Raw genomic sequence first — 19,451 nt, forward strand, 5'->3', positions numbered from 1 at the left:
TCCCCGGCTTATTATTTTGATTTACAACCAGTTTCATCGAGGAGATGAATGAGGGAATCGAACCCTCCACTTATGTGGTCAGTTGCTGACGGAACGCGGCAGAAAAACGGATTGCGCCGTTTCTACAGCGCCGGCGGGGTTTAACCCCCTGCATTTCAGCGCGTTGACAATAGAGTTATTGCCAGAAGCGTGCCAAAAACGTAAAACAACAAAATAATTTTTTAACAAAATGAAAATTAATGACTTTTATTTATTAAGCATCTATTCCGATTGCCTGCGGAAAGATATATTTTTATCCTTAAGTATCTAATTTTATCTTGTGGGATAAATCATGAGAAAACGTCGGGTGGTTATTGGCGTATTGGGGACGGTGCTCGATAAACGTGGCAAGCGCGCCAACCGTTTTCGCAAGTGGCGGCCAACGATTGGGTTGTGCCAACAAGCTGAAATGCCCATTGATCGGCTGGAACTACTGCATCAGCCCCGTGACATCGGCATGGCGCAGCAGCTCGCCGAAGATGTTGCGTTGGTCTCGCCACAGACCGAAGTACATCCGCATGCTGTAGCCATCGCCAATCCCTGGGATTTCGAAGAGGTGTATGCCGCCTTTCTTGATTTTGCGACCCGCTACCCGTTCGATACCGACAATGAAGAATATCTGGTGCATATCACCACCGGAACGCACGTGGCGCAGATCTGCTGGTTCCTGTTGACCGAGGCGCGCTATCTGCCCGCCAGTTTGCTGCAGACCGGGCCGGCGCCAAAAGGCACCACCGACGAGCAGATCGCGGCCGGTACCGCCTCGGTTATCGATCTGGATTTAAGCCGCTATGCCACTCTAACCAGCCGTTTTCAGCGTGAACAACAGCAGTCCGTTTCATTTCTTAAGGACGGGATTGAAACCCGCAACGCCACCTTCAATAAGCTTATCGATCGCATTGAGCGGGTTTCTCTGCGTTCAACCGATCCGATTCTACTCACCGGACCTACCGGCGCGGGCAAATCCTTTCTCGCGAAACGCATTTTCCAGCTACGTCAGTCACGCCACCTGGTGGCGGGTAAGTTTGTCGCCATCAACTGCGCCACGCTGCGTGGCGATAACGCCATGTCGACGCTATTCGGCCACGTCAAAGGCGCTTTTACTGGCGCGCAGGCGGCGCGTAGCGGCCTGCTACGCGAGGCCGACGGCGGCGTGTTGTTTCTCGATGAAATTGCCGAACTGGGCCTCGATGAACAGGCGATGTTGTTAAAAGCGATTGAAGAAAAAAGCTTTTTCCCGTTTGGCTCCGACAAAGAAGTGCACAGTGATTTTCAACTGATTGCTGGTACCCACCGCGACATGCGCCAGTGGGTCGCCGATGGCCGCTTTCGTGAGGATTTATACGCGCGTATCAACATGTGGAGCTTTGCGCTACCCGGTCTGGCGCAGCGTAGAGAAGATATTGCGCCCAATATTGAGTACGAATTGCAACGTTTCTCCAGCGCCAGACAGCAGCAAATACGTTTTGATAAAGACGCGCGCGTGCGCTATTTGGCTTTCGCCAGTTCGCCGCAGGCCCAGTGGCGCGGAAATTTTCGCGAGCTTGGCGCCTCGGTGACCCGCATGGCGACCCTCGCCGAGCAGGGCCGAATTACGCTGGATGTGGTCGATGAGGAAATTTCGCGACTGAGCGAGAGCTGGCAGATCAACGATCCTCTTCCCGCCGTCATCGACGAGATCGATCTGTTCGATCGCCGTCAGTTGGAAACGGTGCTGGAGGTTTGCCGCCGCAGCGCTTCGCTATCTGAAGCCGGCCGTGAGTTGTTTGCGGTCTCCCGGCTGAAAAAGGCCAATCCGAATGATGCCGACCGGTTACGCAAGTACCTCGCCCGCTTTGGTCTCAGTTGGGAAAGCCTGGGCTAATCATCATGAGCATAATTTGTTTGAATAATATTCTTTTGCGCGATAAAAAATACCTATAGCCGGGCTCGAACCCGGCTTTTTTATAACAACATCAACACAACAAACACTGTCGCAAGGAATACACTATGCTCGCCACGCTTACGCGGCTGTTCCCCTTATGGGCGCTGCTGCTCTCCGTCCTGGCTTATTACACGCCAACCACTTTTACCCCTATCGGCCCGTGGGTCACCACGCTGCTGATGCTGATTATGTTCGGCATGGGCGTCCATTTGAAGCTGGACGATTTTAAGCGCGTGCTATCACGTCCGGCGCCGGTCGCTGCGGGAATTTTTCTGCATTACCTGGTGATGCCGCTCGCCGCCTGGATACTGGCGCTGCTGTTCCACATGCCGCCAGAACTCTCCGCCGGGATGGTGCTGGTCGGCAGCGTCGCCAGCGGCACGGCATCCAACGTCATGATCTACCTGGCGAAAGGCGATGTCGCGCTGTCGGTAACCATCTCTTCCGTTTCTACGCTGGTTGGCGTGGTTGCCACGCCGTTGCTGACGCGCCTGTACGTTGATGCGCACATTCAGGTCGATGTGATGGGCATGTTGCTAAGCATCCTGCAAATCGTGGTGATCCCAATCGGCCTCGGTCTGATTGTCCATCACCTGTTGCCAAAAGTGGTAAAGGCGGTGGAACCCTTCCTTCCCGCCTTCTCCATGCTGTGCATCCTGGCGATTATCAGCGCCGTGGTCGCCGGTTCCGCATCGCATATCGCTTCGGTAGGCCTGGTGGTTATCGTGGCGGTGATCCTGCATAACGCTATTGGCCTGCTCGGCGGGTACTGGGGCGGGCGCCTGTTCGGTTTTGATGAATCCACCTGCCGCACCCTGGCGATCGAAGTGGGTATGCAAAACTCCGGCCTCGCCGCGGCCCTCGGGAAAATCTACTTCGGCCCGCTGGCCGCCCTGCCCGGCGCGCTGTTCTCGGTATGGCATAACCTTTCCGGCTCGCTGCTGGCGGGTTACTGGTCCGGTAAGCCGACGACCAAAAAAGGCAACCAGCGCTAATCGGTATACGTCCGGGCAAATGCCCGGACGTTTCGTTTATCCCACCTGTAAACTCACCGGCTTGCCTAACTTCATTAACATCATGACCAACGCATCAAGGGTAAACTTACTGGTTTTCTGGTTTACCACATCTGAAATACGTGGTCGTGAAATATTCAACTTCGCTGCAGCATCCGCTTGCTTCAGTTGATTTTCATCTATCCACTCAGCAATTTCCTGCATGAGTTGCCGCTTGAGTATCATTAGCTGTTCGACTTCTTGTTCCGCTTGCGCCCTTAACCGCTCCGCTTCACAGTCATCAAAGCCGAGTTCACTGAAAATATTCGTCTCTGCTGCCGTCACGTGACGGATGCCATCCACTGTCTTACGATTCATTTACGACTCCTGTGTTCCTGCGGTATAAGCTGCAAACGGCTTCTGACAATTTGTTTTTCATGTTCGGCGGTACGTCGAGTTTTTTTGTTAAAACAGTGCAGGACATAAACCTCTGCCTCAAAACGAGCAAGGTAAATCACCCGATAAGCGCCGGAATAATGACGTAACCGTATTTCCTCCACGCCTCGACCCAACTGAGGCATTGCTTTCCAATCAGCAGCTTCTAACCCCGCCTGTAAACGGTAAAGCAGGAAACCGGCATCACGGCGGACCTCCTCAGGAAATTGGCGCAAATCATCAAAGGAAGACCCCATCCAGACAATACGTCGTAAACTTTGCCCTTGATTCAACATACCACATCCTTGTATAAAATTTTATACACAAATCGCGCAAAAATAAGTTTGCGGATGACCACATAAACCATGCCGCTACGCTAATCCAGACAACATCATCAGTCACCCACGCAGCAAATATTCTGCGAGGCATTTTCCGGATTAGTTCTATTTTGCGCTGATTGCCGTACACTGGGTTCTCTGGTCTGATTGAGGGCACCACCATGGCACTCCCCCGCATTACACAAAAAGAGATGACCGAGCGCGAACAGCGCGAATTGAAAACGCTGTTGGACCGCGCGCGTATCGCGCACGGCCGCCCGCTGAGCAATGCGGAAACGAACAGCGTAAAAAAGGAATATATCGATAAGCTGATGGCGCTGCGCGAAGCGGAAGCGAAGAAAGCCCGCCAGGCGAAAAAACAGCAGGCTTACAAAGTAGACAAAGAGGCGACATTTTCGTGGTCGGCGAATACGCCGACCCGCGGCAGGCGTTAGCGGCCTTTCTTTTTACGTCCCGGCTGAGCGAAACGTTTACCGTTCGAGGCCGGGCGGCCTCCTTTATCGTTGGTTTTTTCCATCTTCACCACCGGGCGCTTGATCCCGGCGGTCGCCGCTTTGGCCTTCGGTTTAGCTTTTGGCTTCGCTTCGGAAGAGGAATTTTCAATCAGCTTGAACAGGTCGATCAGCTCATCATCGGTTAAATCGCGCCACTCACCCAGGGGAATGCCCGTCAGGCTAACGTTCATAATGCGCGTCCGCTCCAGCTTCGTGACTTCATAGCCGAAATGCTCACACATGCGGCGGATCTGACGGTTTAACCCCTGAACCAGCGTAATGCGGAACACGAACGGCGCTTCTTTCTTGACCTTACATTTCTTGGTCACGGTACCAAGAATCGGCACCCCCGCGCCCATGCCACGAATAAACTCATCGGTAACCGGCTTATCGACGGTGACCAGATACTCTTTTTCGTGGTCGTTGCCGGCGCGCAGGATTTTGTTGACCAGATCGCCATGGTTGGTCAGGAAAATTAACCCCTGGGAGTCTTTATCGAGACGGCCAATCGGGAACACACGTTTGCTGTGGTTCACGAAGTCGACAATATTATCGCGCTCGCCATCTTCGGTAGTGCTGACAATACCTACTGGCTTATTCAGCGCAATCAGCACCAAATCATCGGCTTCTCGCGGCTCAATTAGCTGACCGTTGACTTTCACCACATCGCCCGGCTTCACCTGATCGCCAATGGCGGCGCGCTTACCGTTGATAAAGACGTTGCCTTGTTCAATAAAGCGGTCCGCTTCGCGACGCGAGCAAATCCCGCTTTCGCTGATGTATTTATTTAATCGAGTAGATGAGTCGGTCAGCATAGTTTCTCCTTTGACAGCGAAATATACCTCACCTTACTGGCGATAAAAAACAGGGATAGCGTTATTCATTACCCCATTGATTGAGGAAATTGGCGATATCGTCGATACGCTGTTCGGCAATGCCTGCTTCACGGGCCATCTCCTGCTGCGCTTCCTCGCTGATCTCCTCGTTATTCATTAAGCGCGTAATCAGCAGCTGGAAGTAATGCGCCAGACAATCGCGCTCGGAATCTTTTACCGCTTCTGCGCACTCCGTCGAGTACTCATCCACGATGTCATAATATTTCAGCGGTATTTCATTGTTCATAGGTCTCTCCGGGGTGGCTAGCATCTGCGCTTTCGGCCCCGATAATAGCATTCAGCTTATCTGCACCGTGAGCCATATCAGCGCCCCGACGCCGGGCCAATGATAGAATCGGCGTCAAATGACATGTTTACACAGGATGAAAAGATGGAACTGCTGTTACTGAGTAACTCAACGCTACCGGGCAAAGCCTGGATGGAACATGCGCTGCCGCTGATTGCCGGCCAGGTCAAAGGCCGCCGTTCGGCGGTATTTGTCCCCTTCGCCGGGGTGACGCAAAGTTGGGATGATTACACCGCCAAAGCCGCCGCCGTCATGGCGCCTATGGGCGTCAGCGTGACCGGTATTCACAGTGTCGCCGACCCTATCGCCGCCATTGAAAACACCGAGATGGTCATCGTCGGCGGCGGGAACACCTTCCAGCTTCTGAAAGAGTGCCGCAGCCGCGGGCTGCTGGCGCCGATTGTCGATGTCGTCAAGCGCGGGGCGTTGTATATCGGCTGGAGCGCGGGTTCTAACCTCGCCTGCCCGACCATTCGCACCACCAACGATATGCCGATTGTCGATCCTCAGGGGTTTGACGCGTTAGGGCTGTTCCCGCTGCAGATTAACCCGCACTTCACCAACGCGCTGCCGACCGGGCATCAGGGTGAGACCCGCGAGCAACGTATTCGCGAATTGCTGGTCGTGGCGCCGGAATTAACGGTGATTGGCCTGCCAGAGGGGAACTGGATTCAGGTCAGCGACGGACACGCCACGCTCGGCGGCCCAAACCCGACGCTGTTGTTCAAAGCGGGAGAAGAAGCGGTAACCCTGGCTGCGGGCCACCGTTTCTAGGCTGGTTTGGCGAACATTACCCGGATAGCGGCGTGTTGCGCCTTATCCGGGCTATCCTGCGTAAATCCCGCTAATAATCATCCCGCTCGTCGTCTTCATCCGGCTGCTCCATCACGCTATAGGCAACAGCGCAGAACAGCGAGTTCAGACGCTTCATATCGCCCAGCAGCGCCAGATGCAACGTACTGGTTTCAATACTCTGCACGTTTTGCTGATGCAGGCGGTCAACATGCGCGTGCGAGTAACGGCGGTTAAGAATACGAAAACGGTGCTTACTGCGGCGCAACCGACGGGCGCTCGGCACGTCGCCGGAAAAGAAGACCGACATTGCCAGCTGCAGATTACTGAGCAGTAGCTCGTATAACGCATCCAGCTCTTTTAGCCCCTCGACGGAAAATGCGCGCCGCGCCGCCAGAGATTTATCGGCGATTTCGCTGCCCATTCGCTCGACGATGTCAGACGCCTGCTCCAGGTTGAGCGACATCTCGATAATTTCCGCCCAGCGGCGCGACTCCTCTTCCGCCAGCTCGTCCTTCGGCATCCGCGCCAGATAAAGCTTAATCGCCGTATACAGCACATTGATATCGTCCGCCATCCGCCGCAGCTCTTTCTCTTCGCGCGGCTCGCCGTGCATCACCTTGCGCAGGCTTTCCAGCATCTGCTCCATGGCGTCGCCGATACGTAGGGTCTCACGGGCGGCATTGGCCAACGCCAGCGCTGGCGTATCCAGCGCCGAGGGATCCAGATGCTTCGGCTTAAGATGGTTATCCAGCTCCGGCTCATCGCGGATCAGGCGCTTACACAGGTTCGCCATCGGCCCGGCGAACGGCACCATCGCCACACAGCGAATCAGGTTGTAGAAGACGTGGAAGTAGATGACCAGCTCCGACTCTTCCAGCGGCAATTTGTGCATGACATCCGCCAGTACGTGCACAAATGGCAAAATTATCAAGCTCCCCACCAGCTTGAACAGCAGGCTGCCAAGCGCCACCCGCCGCGCCGCCGCGTTGGCGCCGCTGTTGTTAAGCATCGCCAGCAGGCCTGAGCCAAGGTTAGCGCCGATGACCAGACATAGCGCCACCGGGAAAGAGATCACCCCGGTGCCGGTTAACGTTGCGGTCAGCAGCACGGCCGCCAGGCTGGAGTAACTGATAATGGCGAACACGGCGCCAATCAGCGCATCCAGCATGATATCGCCGGTCAGCGAGGCGAAAATCACCTGAACGCCGTTGGCCTGGGTAATCGGATGCACCGCCTGGACGATGAGCTCCAGCGCCAGCAGGATAAGCCCGAGGCCGATACCCACCCGCCCAAGCTGACCCGCGCGCGTCTGTTTACGCCCGAGGAAAAAAATAACGCCGATAAATATCAGCAGCGGCGATAGCCAGGAGAGGTCGAAGGTCAGTACCCTCGCCATCAGCGCCGTCCCCACATCCGCACCCAGCACCATGACCAGCGCTGGCGCCAGCGCGACCAGATCCTGGGCCACAAACGACGTCACCAGCATGGTGGTGGCGTTACTGCTCTGCACCAGCGCGGTGACGCCAATCCCCGCGCAGAAGGCGAGCGGTTTTTTCTCCACGCTACTGCTGAGCACGGTACGCAGGCGTGCGCCAAAGACGCGCATCACGCCGGTGCGCACAATATGGGTACCCCACACCAGTAGGGCTACGGCGGAAAGTAGGTGTAACAGCGTTAACACAGAATCAGCTTCTCCTTATCGTTATAAGTGTTCCTGAGGTTTAAACCTCCCTTCAGTATAAGGGGTTAACTTCAATAAAGAGACAAGGCGCTCAAAGAGCGCCCTGTTTGTTGTAACGAAACATATTTCGTTAGTCAGCATCATAGCCGAGGTTAGGGGCGAGCCAACGCTCAACTTCCGCCGCCGTCATCCCTTTACGCAGGGCGTAATCTTCCACCTGGTCGCGCTGGATCTGCGCTACGGCGAAGTACTTACTATCAGGATGGCTGAAGTACCAGCCGGAAACTGATGCGCCAGGCCACATGGCGAAGGACTCGGTGAGCTTCATGCCGGTATGCGCTTCCACATCCAACAGTTCCCAGATGGTCGCTTTCTCGGTGTGTTCCGGGCAGGCCGGATAACCGGGCGCCGGGCGGATCCCCTGGTAATTTTCGCGGATCAGCTCTTCATTGCTGAGGTTCTCATTGGCCGCATAGCCCCAGTAAACCTTACGCACTTTCTCATGCAGATACTCGGCGAAGGCTTCCGCCAGACGGTCGGCGATGGCCTTAACCATGATCTTGTTATAGTCGTCGTGCTGCGCTTCATAGGCTTCCGCCAGCGCGTCTTCTTCCAGCCCGCCGGTTACCGCGAAAGCCCCGATATAGTCCGCTTTACCGCTCAGCTTCGGCGCAACAAAATCAGCGAGGCAGTAGTTCGCGAAGCCGACTTTTTCCGTTTGCTGGCGCAGGTGATGGCTGACCGTCAGCACGTGGGTGCGGGTTTCATCACGATAGATTTCCACGTCGTCGCCAACGCGGTTGGCCGGGAACAGCCCGACCACGCCGCGCGGGTTGAGCGTTTTTTCGGCGCTGAGTTTATCCAGCAAATCGTTGGCGTCTTTAAACAGGCGTTGCGCCTCTTCACCCACCACTTCATCTTCCAGGATACGCGGATATTTACCCGCCAGCGACCAGGTCATAAAGAACGGCGTCCAGTCGATGTAGTTACGCAACGTTTCGATGCTGGCTTCCACCTCCTGCACGCCCAGACGGTGGGCTACCGGCGGCGTGTAGCTCTCCCAGTCAAACGCCAGATCGTTTTCCCGCGCCGCCTGCAGAGTCACCGGCGGCGTGCGCGGCTTTTTACGCCCGTGCTGGATTCGCACGGTTTCATACTCTTTACGGGTACGGGCGACAAAATCATCGCGCTGGGTTGCCGACAGCAGGGCTGAAACCACGCCTACGGTACGCGAGGCGTTCTGCACGTAGACCGTCGGGCCACTGTAGTTCTGTTCGATTTTCACCGCGGTATGGGCTTTCGAGGTCGTCGCTCCGCCAATCAGCAGCGGAATGGTAAAGCCCTGACGCTCCATCTCTTTCGCCACGTTGACCATTTCGTCCAACGACGGCGTGATAAGCCCGGAGAGACCAATCAGATCGGCGTTTTCTTCGCGCGCGGTACGCAGGATTTTCTCTGCCGGCACCATCACGCCGAGATCGATAATTTCGTAGTTGTTGCACTGCAGCACTACGCCGACGATGTTTTTACCAATATCGTGTACATCGCCCTTCACGGTGGCGATCACCATCTTACCGTTGCTGGAGCCCTGTTCTTTGCTGGCTTCGATGTAAGGTTCGAGGTAGGCCACCGCCTGTTTCATCACCCGCGCGGATTTTACCACCTGCGGCAAGAACATTTTGCCTTCGCCGAACAGATCGCCGACCACGTTCATGCCGTCCATCAGCGGCCCTTCAATCACCTCAATCGGCCGTTCGGCCTGCTGGCGCGCCTCTTCCGTATCCTGCTCGATAAATTCGGTAATCCCTTTGACCAGCGAGTATTCAAGACGCTTTTTCACCTCCCAGCTGCGCCATTCCGCCTGCTGAGCGTTCGCGCTATCGTCCGCTTTGCTGCCGCGATATTTTTCCGCCAGCTCAAGCAATCTTTCGGTACTGTCATCGCGGCGGTTAAGGATCACATCTTCAACCGCGTCGCGCAGCTCGCCAGGCAGATCGTCGTATATCGCCAGCTGGCCGGCATTGACGATGCCCATATCCATACCGTTGCGGATAGCGTAGTAGAGGAATACGGCGTGGATCGCTTCACGTACCGGATCGTTACCGCGGAACGAGAACGACACGTTGGAGACGCCGCCGGAAATCAGCGCATGCGGCAGCTCGCGTTTGATGTCTTCGCAGGCGCCGATAAAGTCCTGAGCGTAGTTGTTGTGCTCTTCAATACCGGTAGCGACGGCAAAAATGTTGGGGTCGAAGATGATATCTTCCGGCGGGAAACCGACCTCTTCGGTGAGGATTTTGTAGGCGCGGCGGCAAATTTCGATTTTGCGCTCGCGGGTATCGGCCTGGCCTACTTCATCAAAGGCCATGACGACCATTGCCGCGCCGTAGCGGCGAACCAGCTTCGCGTGATGAATAAAGGGTTCGACGCCCTCTTTCATCGAGATCGAGTTAACGATGCCCTTGCCTTGAATGCACTTGAGCCCTTTTTCGATGACTTCCCACTTGGAGGAGTCGATCATAATCGGCACACGGGCAATATCCGGTTCACCCGCTATCAGGTTGAGGAAACGCACCATCGCCGCTTCGGCATCGAGCATCCCCTCATCCATATTGATATCGATAATCTGCGCGCCGCTTTCCACCTGCTGACGCGCCACGTCCAGCGCTTCGCTGTATTTCTCTTCTTTGATTAAGCGCTTAAATTTAGCGGAGCCGGTGACGTTGGTCCGCTCACCCACGTTGACGAACAGGCTATCGTCGCCGATGTTCAGCGGCTCCAGGCCAGACAGACGGCAGGCGACCGGCAGTACCGGCAGCTGGCGCGGCGGTAAGCCTTCTACCGCCCGGCTCATGGCGGCGATATGTTCCGGGGTGGTGCCGCAGCAGCCGCCGACGATATTAAGGAAACCAGCCTGCGCCCATTCGCGAATTTGCGCCGCCATGGTGTCGGCATCCAAATCGTATTCGCCGAAGGCGTTCGGCAGTCCGGCATTCGGGTGCGCGGTAACGTAGCATTCGGCGATCCGCGAAAGCTCCTGCACGTACTGGCGCAGCTCATCCGGCCCCAGCGCGCAGTTCAGGCCAAAGGTCAGGGCATCGGCGTGGCGCAGCGAATTATAGAACGCTTCGGTCGTCTGCCCGGACAGTGTACGTCCGGAGGCATCGGTGATAGTGCCGGAAATCATAATCGGCAGCTCGACGCCGAGCGCCTCAAATTCTTCTTTGACCGCGAAAATCGCCGCTTTGGCGTTCAGGGTGTCAAAGACCGTTTCAATAAGAATGAGATCCGAGCCGCCTTCCACCAGCGCTTTGGTGGATTCACGATAGGCGGCCACCAGCTGATCGAACGTGATATTCCGAAATGCCGGATCGTTGACGTCCGGAGAAATAGAAGCGGTGCGGTTGGTCGGCCCGAGCACTCCCGCCACATAGCGCGGTTTTTCCGGCGTACGCGCGGTCCACGCGTCGGCGCTGGCGCGGGCCAGCTTTGCGGCGGCAAAGTTGATTTCCGCCGACAGGGATTCCATTTGGTAATCCGCCATCGCGATGGTTGTCGAGTTGAAGGTATTGGTCTCGATAATGTCCGCGCCGGCGGCGAAATAGGCGTCGTGGATCTCGCGAATAACCTCAGGCTTGCTGAGGACCAGCAGGTCGTTATTGCCTTTCAGGTCGCACGGCCAATCGGCAAAGCGTTCGCCGCGGAAATCCTGCTCACTCAGACGATAGCCCTGGATCATGGTGCCCATGCCCCCGTCCAGAACCAGAATGCGTTCTCTTAACTGCTGATGTAATTGTTCTACTTTGTTACTCACACAGACTCCCGACAGCGCTCAACTCAGACCAAAAAGCCAACAAACCATACTGGCATAAACCAACCTGCCGGAAAAGGAAACCTGCAGCAACATGAGACAAGTTCAACTTCACTCCTCCGATCAGTCTGGTTGTGATTGCATTATCGCCAAATAAAACGAAAATCATTTCCACGATACAGAAAAAAGGAGTTCATCATGGCTACCCCGGTTCCCGCCAAACGCGGCAGAAAACCCGCCACTGCCGCCCCTGCCGCGCAGGCTGGCGGGCAAGTGCAGTCGCTTACCCGCGGCTTAAAACTGCTTGAATGGATTTCTGAATCGCATAGCAGCGTCGCGCTCACCGAACTGGCGCAGCAGGCGGGGCTACCTAACTCCACGACCCATCGTCTGCTCACCACCATGCAGCAGCTCGGTTTTGTGCGCCAGGTCGGCGATCTGGGGCACTGGGCGATTGGCGCGCATGCGTTTGTCGTCGGCAGCAGCTTCCTGCAAAGCCGCAATCTGCTGGCCATCGTCCATCCTATTCTGCGCCAGCTGATGGAAGATTCCGGCGAAACGGTCAACCTGGCGGTGCTGGATAAAAGCGATCATCAGGCGATTATCATCGACCAGGTGCAATGTACGCAGCTGATGCGCATGTCGGCGCCGATTGGCGGCAAATTGCCGATGCACGCGTCAGGCGCCGGAAAAGCGTTTCTGTCGCAGTTGAGCGAAGAAGAGGTCACCACGCTGCTACATCGGAAAGGGCTGCACGCTTACACCCACGCCACCCTGGTTTCTCCGGTACATTTGAAAGAGGATTTGGCCCAAACGCGTAAACGCGGCTATTCATTTGATGATGAAGAACATGCGCTGGGGCTGCGCTGTATCGCCTCCTGCATTTACGACGAACACCGCGAGCCGTTCGCCGCTATCTCCATCTCCGGGCCGATTTCGCGCATGACCGATGACCGGGTGACCGAGCTTGGCGCATTGGTCATTAAGGCCGCCAAGGAAGTCACGTTGGCATACGGCGGGGTTAAATAATAAAAATGCCCCAGAGGGGCATTTTAAGTAGGCCTGATAAGCGTAGCGCCATCAGGCAGATCGGCGCACCTTGCCGGATGGCGGCGTAAACGCCTTATCCGGCCTACTGTCGGCGCCATAGCGCACGCTAAAACGCTGCTTACGCCGGTAAGCGTAAACATCTTCCACGTGCCCGTTTTTAATTCGCGTCTGTAATTCGCGCCAGTAATCGGCTCGCAGCAAATCCGCGTGCATTTCCTCCAGTAATGGTCCGATCCGCGGATCGGCGCACAACCAGTGACGGAACTCTTCCGGGAAGACATCGCCAGGGGACACGCTATACCAGGGTTCACTAGCCAGCTCATCTTCCGGATAGCGCGGCGGCGGAATATCGCGAAAATTCACCTCTGTCATGTAGCAAATTTCATCGTAATCATAGAATACCACCCGCCCGTGGCGCGTGACGCCGAAGTTTTTGAACAGCATGTCGCCGGGGAAGATATTGGCGGCCGCCAGTTGGCGAATGGCATTACCATACTCTTCTACCGCGTCGCGCAGCGCCTGACCTTCCACCTGCTCCAGCCAGATATTGAGCGGCACCATCCGTCGTTCAATATAAAGATGGCTGATGGCAATGCGATCGCCGAGGTCGGTCAACTTATTTCCCGCTTCCGCCTGCAACAGCGTCATCAGCTCGGGCGCAATTTGCCGCTTATCGAGCACAAAGTTTTCAAATTCCTGAGTATCCGCCATCCGCCCGACGCGGTCGTGTTCTTTGACCAGCTGATAGCAGGCGCGGACGTGGGCGGCAGTCATCTCTTTTTGCGGCGCAAAGCGGTCTTTAATCACCTTAAATACCCGGTCGAATCCCGGCAGGGTAAAGACCAACATCACCATCCCACGGATGCCTGGCGCTTCAATAAACTGCTCATCGCTGCGGGTAACATAGTGCAGGTACTCGCGATAACTTTCCGTTTTAGCATGCTTCTGGCAGCCAATCGCCATATATAGCTCGGCGGTAGTTTTTCCCGGCAGAATCTCGCGCAGCCATTCAACCAGCGCCGCGGGCAGCGGCGCGTAGACCATGAAATAGGAGCGGGCGAAACCAAAGACGATACTCGCCTCGGCGTGGGTCGTCAGGCAGGTATCCACAAACAGCTGACCGTCATCGCTACGATGTATCGGCAGCAGGAACGGCAGCGTCGCCATCGGCGTAATCAGTTTACCCACTAGCCAGGCGGCTTTATTACGGTAAAACAGCTCATTCGCCACCTGCAGATGCGACTGCGACAGCAACTCGCCGCCAAGCGCTTCGCGTAAATGACTGACGATATAACCGATATCACGCCCTTTGTTTTGCCACGGCAGGCGCAGCGGCAAATCGGCAAGCAGGTTATGCATCAGGTATTCCCAGCCGCGTTCGGGATAAAAGTCCTTCGCCAGCGGTCGCGAAATCGTGCGAAAACGCCGTTCCGGCTGGGAGCTGAAAATAAAGAGCCGCTCGGGGGTCAGCGAGCGGTGGTCAAACAGTCGGCAGTAGACCGAGTTGAAAAAGCTCTCCGCAATTTCAAAGCGAGGGTAATCCGGCAAAAGTTGGGTGTACTGCTGTTTCACCCGCAGAAGAAAATCGACGTCGGTACTTTTCCCTTCGGTAATACAGCGCAGCTGTTCTACCACCAGACCCACGTGGTGATCGTAGAGGTGGATACGCTGCTTCATCGCCTGCTGCACGGCGTGCCAGTCCGCTTGTTCAAAGCGCTGCTGCGCGCCGGAAGTGACTTCCAGAAAACGCCCGTACTGGGCGTCGAATCCCTGTAAAATGGTTTGGGCAATCAGTAGTTCCAGGCCACGCGTCATCGCTTTCCCCCATCCGGCACAACATCATGCCGGATGGCGCGTTCGCTTATCCGGCCTACACCTTTGTAGGCCCGGTAAGCACAGCGCCACCGGGCATTGCTTAAAACTGCGATTCTTCGGTCGAGCCGGTCAGCGCCGTTACCGACGAGGTCCCCCCCTGGATAATGGTGGTCACTTTATCGAAATACCCGGTACCCACCTCCTGCTGATGCGAAACAAAGGTGTAGCCTTCCGGCCCGGCGGCAAACTCCGGCTGCTGAACCTTTTCGACGTAGTGACGCATGCCTTCACCCTGCGCGTAGGCGTGGGCCAGGTCGAACATGTTGAACCACATGCTGTGAATACCCGCCAGGGTAATGAACTGGAATTTATAGCCCATATCCGAAAGCTGCTGCTGGAAGCTGGCGATGGTTTTATCGTCGAGATTTTTCTTCCAGTTAAAAGATGGCGAGCAGTTATAGGCCAGCAGCTTGCCCGGGAAGCGGGCGTGGATCGCCTCGGCAAAACGACGCGCCTGTTCAATGTCCGGTTTGGAGGTTTCACACCATACCAGGTCAGCGTAAGGGGCGTAGGCCAGGCCGCGGCTGATTGCCTGTTCGATTCCGGCATGGGTGCGATAAAAACCTTCGCTGGTGCGATCGCCGGAGATAAACTCGCGATCGTAAGGATCGCAATCCGAGGTAATCAGGTCAGCGGCATCGGCGTCGGTACGGGCGATAAGCAGCGTCGGCACGCCCATCACATCCGCCGCCAGGCGCGCGGCGACCAGCTTCTGAATCGCCTCTTGTGTCGGCACCAGCACCTTGCCGCCCATATGTCCGCACTTCTTCACCGACGCCAGCTGATCTTCGAAATGCACGGCCGCTGCACCGGCCGCAATCATCGATTTCATCAGCTCAAAGGCGTTCAGCACGCCGCCAAAACCGGCTTCCGCATCGGCGACGATCGGCAGGAAATAGTCGATAAAACGCGGATCGTTCGGCTCAATCCCCGCCGCCCACTGGATCTGATCGGCGCGACGGAAGGTGTTATTGATCCGATCAACCACCGACGGAACCGAGTTAGCCGGGTACAACGATTGATCCGGGTACATACTGGAGGCCAGGTTGGCGTCGGCGGCGACCTGCCAGCCAGACAAGTAGATGGCTTCAATGCCCGCCTTCGCCTGCTGCAGCGCCTGACCGCCGGTTAACGCGCCAAGGCTGTTGATATAACCCTTTTTCGCTTCACCATGCAGCAGACGCCACATTTTCGCCGCGCCAAGCTGCGCCAGCGTGCATTCCGGGTTCACCGAGCCGCGTAACTTCACCACCTCTTCCGCGCTGTATGGGCGGGTAATGCCTTCCCAGCGCGGGTTCGTCCACTCTTTGTTTAATTCTTCGATTTGTTGGGTACGGGTTTTCATGTGCAGATGCTCCATATTGTGATGGGGTGAATTACGCCAGCAGGCGGTAACCTGGCAACGTCAAGAAGTCGATCAGTTCGTCGGAAGTGGTGATTTGCTCCATCAGCCGTGCCGCATCGTCAAAGCGACCGTGGCTGAAGCGGTGTTCCCCCAACTCTTCCTGAATCACCATCAGCTCTTCAGCCAGCCACTGGCGGAACAGCGCCTTGGTAACCGGTGTGCCGTCGTTCAGGGTTTTCTGATGATGGATCCACTGCCAGATAGAGGTACGTGAAATCTCAGCCGTCGCCGCATCTTCCATCAGGCCGTAAATCGGTACGCAGCCGTTGCCGGAGATCCAGGCCTCGATGTACTGCACCGCCACGCGGATATTGGCGCGCATGCCGGCTTCGGTGCGCTCGCCCTCGCAGGGAGCCAGCAGCTGCTCGGCGGTAATCGGCGCGTCGTCATTGCGGGTAACAAACAGCTGGTTAGGATGTTCGCCCAGTACGCGGTTAAAGACGCCCATCGCCGTATCCGCCAGTCCCGGATGCGCAATCCAGGTGCCATCGTGGCCATTGTTGGCCTCCAGCTCTTTATCGGCGGTGACTTTATTCAGCACCTGACGATTGCGCTCGGCGTCTTTGCTCGGGATAAAGGCCGCCATACCGCCCATCGCGAAGGCGCCGCGTTTATGGCAGGTCTTAATCAGCAGGCGTGAATAGGCGCTGAGGAAGGGCTTATCCATCGTCACCACCTGGCGATCCGGCAGGACGCGGTCTGGGTGGTTTTTCAGCGTCTTGATATAGCTGAAGATATAGTCCCAGCGCCCGCAGTTCAGGCCAACAATGTGGTCGCGCAGCGCATGCAGGATTTCATCCATCTGGAACACCGCCGGCAGCGTTTCAATCAGCAGCGTGGCCTTAATGGTGCCGCGCGGCAGTTCAAAGCGATCCTCGGTAAAGCTGAAGACTTTGCTCCACCATGCCGCTTCCTGCCAGGCCTGGGTCTTCGGCAGATAGAAATAGGGGCCGCTCCCTTTCGCTAGCAGCGCCTGGTAGTTGTGGAAGAAATAGAGCGCAAAATCGAACAGACTGCCGGGAATCGCCTCACCACGCCAGGTAACGTGTTTTTCCGGCAGATGCAGGCCGCGAACGCGGCAGACCAGAACCGCCGGATCGGGCTGCAACTGATAAATTTTCCCCGCTTCGTTGGTGTAGCTGATGGTGCCGTTGACCGCATCGCGCAGGTTGATTTGGCCATCAATGACTTTGTGCCAATCCGGCGCCAGCGAGTCTTCGAAATCAGCCATAAAGACTTTGACGTTAGCATTCAGGGCGTTAATTACCATCTTGCGTTCAACCGGACCGGTGATTTCTACGCGGCGGTCTTGTAAATCGGCCGGAATACCTCGAATCTTCCAGTCACCATTACGAATGGAAGCCGTTTCCGAAATAAAATCAGGAAGATTACCCTCATCAATGGCCTGCTGTTGCTGAACGCGTGCTGCCAACAGTTGATTACGCTCAGGCGTAAAACGGCTCACCAGTTCCGCCAGGAACTCCACCGCTTCCGCAGTCAGAATTTGCTTCTCCTGCTCGCCATAAGGCTGGCTGAAGGCCAGTTCATCGGTCATTGTCGCCTGGTGCGTCATTGTGCAGCTCCTCTTGGTTGATCCTGGTAGCGCGAACGAAAGATCGTTGTCTGCTTTTCGCTCAGCACAATTAAGACTACTCAAGAATTTTCCAAAATCAAAAACAATTTCCATTTTCAATTTAAAATTTATACAACATCTTGATAACAAAGAAATTAAAGTTTAAATAGAAGGGGAAGTGATTTTCGGAAATAAAAAAGGCACCCGAAGGTGCCTGAGGCGAGATGCTGAAACGCTTTAGGATCGTACGCGCTGGTAGATTAATCCAGCGTGGGATTCATATGTCGCAGATCGTATGGCGTGATTTGGTAGACGTAATAGTTAAGCCAGTTGGCAAACAGGAGATTGCCATGACTGCGCCAGGTCGCCCGCGGTTTATTGTTTGGATCGTTATTCGGGAAGTAGTTGTCCGGAAGCTGTGGCGCTAAACCTGCCTCCAGATCGCGGAAGTATTCACTTGCCAGAGTATGCGGATCGTATTCAGGGTGACCGGTAACAAAAGCGATACGCTTGTCTTTGCTGGCGAACAGATAGGCATCGCCATCTTCGGTTTCAGCAAGAATATCGAGGTCGGTGTAGTCACGAATCAGCCCGGCCGGGAAGTCGGCATAGCGCGAATGAGGCGCAAGGAAGGTGTCATCAAACCCGCGAGTCAGCAGCGCATGCGGGTGCAAAATATGGTGTTCATAAACGCCAGAGATCTTTTCGGTACGAGTTTGCTTAGGGATGCCATACAGAATATTCAGTGCCGCCTGTACCGCCCAACAGACAAATAGCGTTGACGTGACGTGATCCTTAGCCCACTCCAGTACCTGTTTAATCTGCGGCCAGTAGGCAACATCGTTAAACTCGACCAGCCCCAACGGCGCACCGGTAACAATCAGACCATCGAAGTTCTGCTCGCGAATATCTTCGAAATTGCAGTAAAAGTTATTCAGGTGCTCCGTCGGCGTATTACGCGACTCACGCGCATCGATGCGTAGCAGCTGGATATCAACCTGCAGCGGCGAGTTCGACAGCAGCCGCAGGAACTGATTCTCCGTCTCGATCTTCTTGGGCATCAGATTGAGAATTAACACCTTCAGCGGGCGGATTTCCTGGGTTGTAGCACGCGATGTGGTCATCACGAAGACGTTTTCATCGCGCAAGAAATTGACGGCCGGTAGCTCGTCCTGCACCCGAATTGGCATAGCTGTATCACCTCATTACATACGTATAAACGTTTAGACATCCAGATAGCTGACAATAACCAGGAATAAACAAAATGTCGAGTCTGCAAGCGGAAGGTGAGAAAGTTTCAATATCGACAACAGCCGTCAGGACGTGGAATTAGCCAGCAACGCACGAACTTCAACATCGTTGCGTACATGGCTGCTGCAGCGAACTTCAAGCTGGCGGTAACGCATTGATACGGCGCTGGCAACCATTTCCATTATTGCGCGCTCTTCGACTTGTGATAACCCTCCTTCATTTAACTCCATGGCATCGACCAGAATGCGAAAGCGCTTTCTTTTCAGCAAACGCGACAGCCAGTTTTCGCCTTTTTGTTGTTGGATCAGGGGATATAAGACGTCATGCGCGGCAAAAAACTGTGCCACGAGGAGACGTTGATTGCTAAATGCCCCGCTGCCACTGTATTCGCGGTTATCATCGAGGTTGCGTACGGTCATTCGGTTTTTATACAACGAGATATATAAGATGGTCACGCGTCCTTTCCTGTTTCAGCAAGATCCTGAGAGGATAATAACAGCTGACAGGAGACTTTAGACGCTCCGTATCAAGTTTCGGAATAGGGCGTGGGATTTCCCCGGAGGCGGTGCTGCGCACCTTTTCCGGGCTACGGGGTCTGTAGCCCCG

At 55.5% G+C, this 19,451-nt stretch carries 16 protein-coding genes; 5 read left to right on the forward strand and 11 right to left on the reverse strand.

Annotated features, from left to right (window positions below; all coding sequences use genetic code 11):
* Positions 1 to 331: 331 nt before the first annotated feature.
* Together rtcR and panS are read left to right on the forward strand one after the other, a co-directional pair.
* The gene (gene rtcR / locus ABLU78_RS11525; protein ID WP_048229784.1) at positions 332 to 1,903 is read left to right on the forward strand and encodes an RNA repair transcriptional activator RtcR; all 1,572 of its coding nucleotides are present in this window, start codon (positions 332 to 334) and stop codon (positions 1,901 to 1,903) included.
* A gap of 125 nt (positions 1,904 to 2,028) precedes the next feature.
* A complete protein-coding gene (gene panS, locus ABLU78_RS11530) occupies positions 2,029 to 2,958 on the forward strand; it encodes a ketopantoate/pantoate/pantothenate transporter PanS (protein WP_048229785.1) in 930 nt (309 codons plus the stop codon).
* A gap of 36 nt (positions 2,959 to 2,994) precedes the next feature.
* Here panS and ABLU78_RS11535 read toward each other — a convergent pair whose 3' ends face one another.
* Together ABLU78_RS11535 and ABLU78_RS11540 are read right to left on the reverse strand one after the other, a co-directional pair.
* Positions 2,995 to 3,333: an XRE family transcriptional regulator gene (locus tag ABLU78_RS11535; RefSeq protein ID WP_015368790.1), complete on the reverse strand. Its 339-nt coding sequence runs from the start codon at positions 3,331 to 3,333 to the stop codon at positions 2,995 to 2,997.
* On the reverse strand, positions 3,330 to 3,686 hold the full coding sequence (locus ABLU78_RS11540) for a type II toxin-antitoxin system RelE/ParE family toxin (RefSeq protein WP_048229786.1): 357 nt from the start codon (positions 3,684 to 3,686) through the stop codon (positions 3,330 to 3,332). Before ABLU78_RS11540 ends, ABLU78_RS11535 begins: the two co-directional genes overlap by 4 nt.
* A 203-nt stretch (positions 3,687 to 3,889) precedes the next feature.
* Between ABLU78_RS11540 and ABLU78_RS11545 the strand changes: the two genes are divergently transcribed.
* Positions 3,890 to 4,162: a DUF3811 domain-containing protein gene (locus tag ABLU78_RS11545; RefSeq protein ID WP_020079883.1), complete on the forward strand. Its 273-nt coding sequence runs from the start codon at positions 3,890 to 3,892 to the stop codon at positions 4,160 to 4,162.
* Here ABLU78_RS11545 and rluF read toward each other — a convergent pair.
* Positions 4,159 to 5,037 carry a 23S rRNA pseudouridine(2604) synthase RluF gene (gene rluF / locus ABLU78_RS11550; protein WP_015368793.1) on the reverse strand — a complete coding sequence of 293 codons (879 nt, stop codon included), beginning with the start codon at positions 5,035 to 5,037 and terminating at the stop codon, positions 4,159 to 4,161. The genes ABLU78_RS11545 and rluF overlap by 4 nt on opposite strands.
* A gap of 61 nt (positions 5,038 to 5,098) precedes the next feature.
* Entirely contained in the window at positions 5,099 to 5,344 is a 246-nt protein-coding gene (locus ABLU78_RS11555) for a YmjA family protein (protein WP_015368794.1), read from the reverse strand.
* 144 nt (positions 5,345 to 5,488) lie between these two features.
* Between ABLU78_RS11555 and pepE the strand changes: the two genes are divergently transcribed.
* The gene (pepE, locus tag ABLU78_RS11560) at positions 5,489 to 6,178 is read left to right on the forward strand and encodes a dipeptidase PepE (protein WP_048229787.1); all 690 of its coding nucleotides are present in this window, start codon (positions 5,489 to 5,491) and stop codon (positions 6,176 to 6,178) included.
* 70 nt (positions 6,179 to 6,248) lie between these two features.
* Here the strand turns inward: pepE and ABLU78_RS11565 are convergent, their stop codons facing one another.
* Together ABLU78_RS11565 and metH are read right to left on the reverse strand one after the other, a co-directional pair.
* The gene (locus ABLU78_RS11565) at positions 6,249 to 7,880 is read right to left on the reverse strand and encodes a Na/Pi cotransporter family protein (protein WP_015368796.1); all 1,632 of its coding nucleotides are present in this window, start codon (positions 7,878 to 7,880) and stop codon (positions 6,249 to 6,251) included.
* Positions 7,881 to 8,010: 130 nt separating this feature from the next.
* Positions 8,011 to 11,694 (reverse strand): methionine synthase, encoded by a 3,684-nt coding sequence (gene metH / locus ABLU78_RS11570; RefSeq protein ID WP_032713430.1) that lies wholly within the window; start codon positions 11,692 to 11,694, stop codon positions 8,011 to 8,013.
* A gap of 195 nt (positions 11,695 to 11,889) precedes the next feature.
* Here metH and iclR point away from each other — a divergent pair, with 195 nt between their 5' ends.
* Complete coding sequence (gene iclR / locus ABLU78_RS11575; protein ID WP_045389510.1) at positions 11,890 to 12,720, forward strand: glyoxylate bypass operon transcriptional repressor IclR; 831 nt, start codon at positions 11,890 to 11,892, stop codon at positions 12,718 to 12,720.
* A gap of 51 nt (positions 12,721 to 12,771) precedes the next feature.
* On the opposite strand, the gene aceK is transcribed toward iclR, so the two are convergent.
* The 5 genes from aceK to ABLU78_RS11600 form a co-directional block, all read right to left on the reverse strand.
* Positions 12,772 to 14,556 carry a bifunctional isocitrate dehydrogenase kinase/phosphatase gene (gene aceK / locus ABLU78_RS11580; RefSeq protein ID WP_020079888.1) on the reverse strand — a complete coding sequence of 595 codons (1,785 nt, stop codon included), beginning with the start codon at positions 14,554 to 14,556 and terminating at the stop codon, positions 12,772 to 12,774.
* A gap of 100 nt (positions 14,557 to 14,656) precedes the next feature.
* Entirely contained in the window at positions 14,657 to 15,961 is a 1,305-nt protein-coding gene (gene aceA / locus ABLU78_RS11585) for an isocitrate lyase (protein WP_015368800.1), read from the reverse strand.
* Between the two features lie 31 nt (positions 15,962 to 15,992).
* The gene (gene aceB / locus ABLU78_RS11590; RefSeq protein WP_048229789.1) at positions 15,993 to 17,594 is read right to left on the reverse strand and encodes a malate synthase A; all 1,602 of its coding nucleotides are present in this window, start codon (positions 17,592 to 17,594) and stop codon (positions 15,993 to 15,995) included.
* A gap of 260 nt (positions 17,595 to 17,854) precedes the next feature.
* Positions 17,855 to 18,784 (reverse strand): homoserine O-succinyltransferase, encoded by a 930-nt coding sequence (gene metA, locus ABLU78_RS11595; RefSeq protein WP_015368802.1) that lies wholly within the window; start codon positions 18,782 to 18,784, stop codon positions 17,855 to 17,857.
* 126 nt (positions 18,785 to 18,910) lie between these two features.
* Entirely contained in the window at positions 18,911 to 19,300 is a 390-nt protein-coding gene (locus ABLU78_RS11600; protein WP_048229790.1) for a YjaA family stress response protein, read from the reverse strand.
* Between the last annotated feature and the right edge of the window lie 151 nt (positions 19,301 to 19,451).

This window comes from Klebsiella sp. JN_Kp122, assembly GCF_040062085.1.
GTDB classification, from domain to species: domain Bacteria; phylum Pseudomonadota; class Gammaproteobacteria; order Enterobacterales; family Enterobacteriaceae; genus Klebsiella; species Klebsiella aerogenes.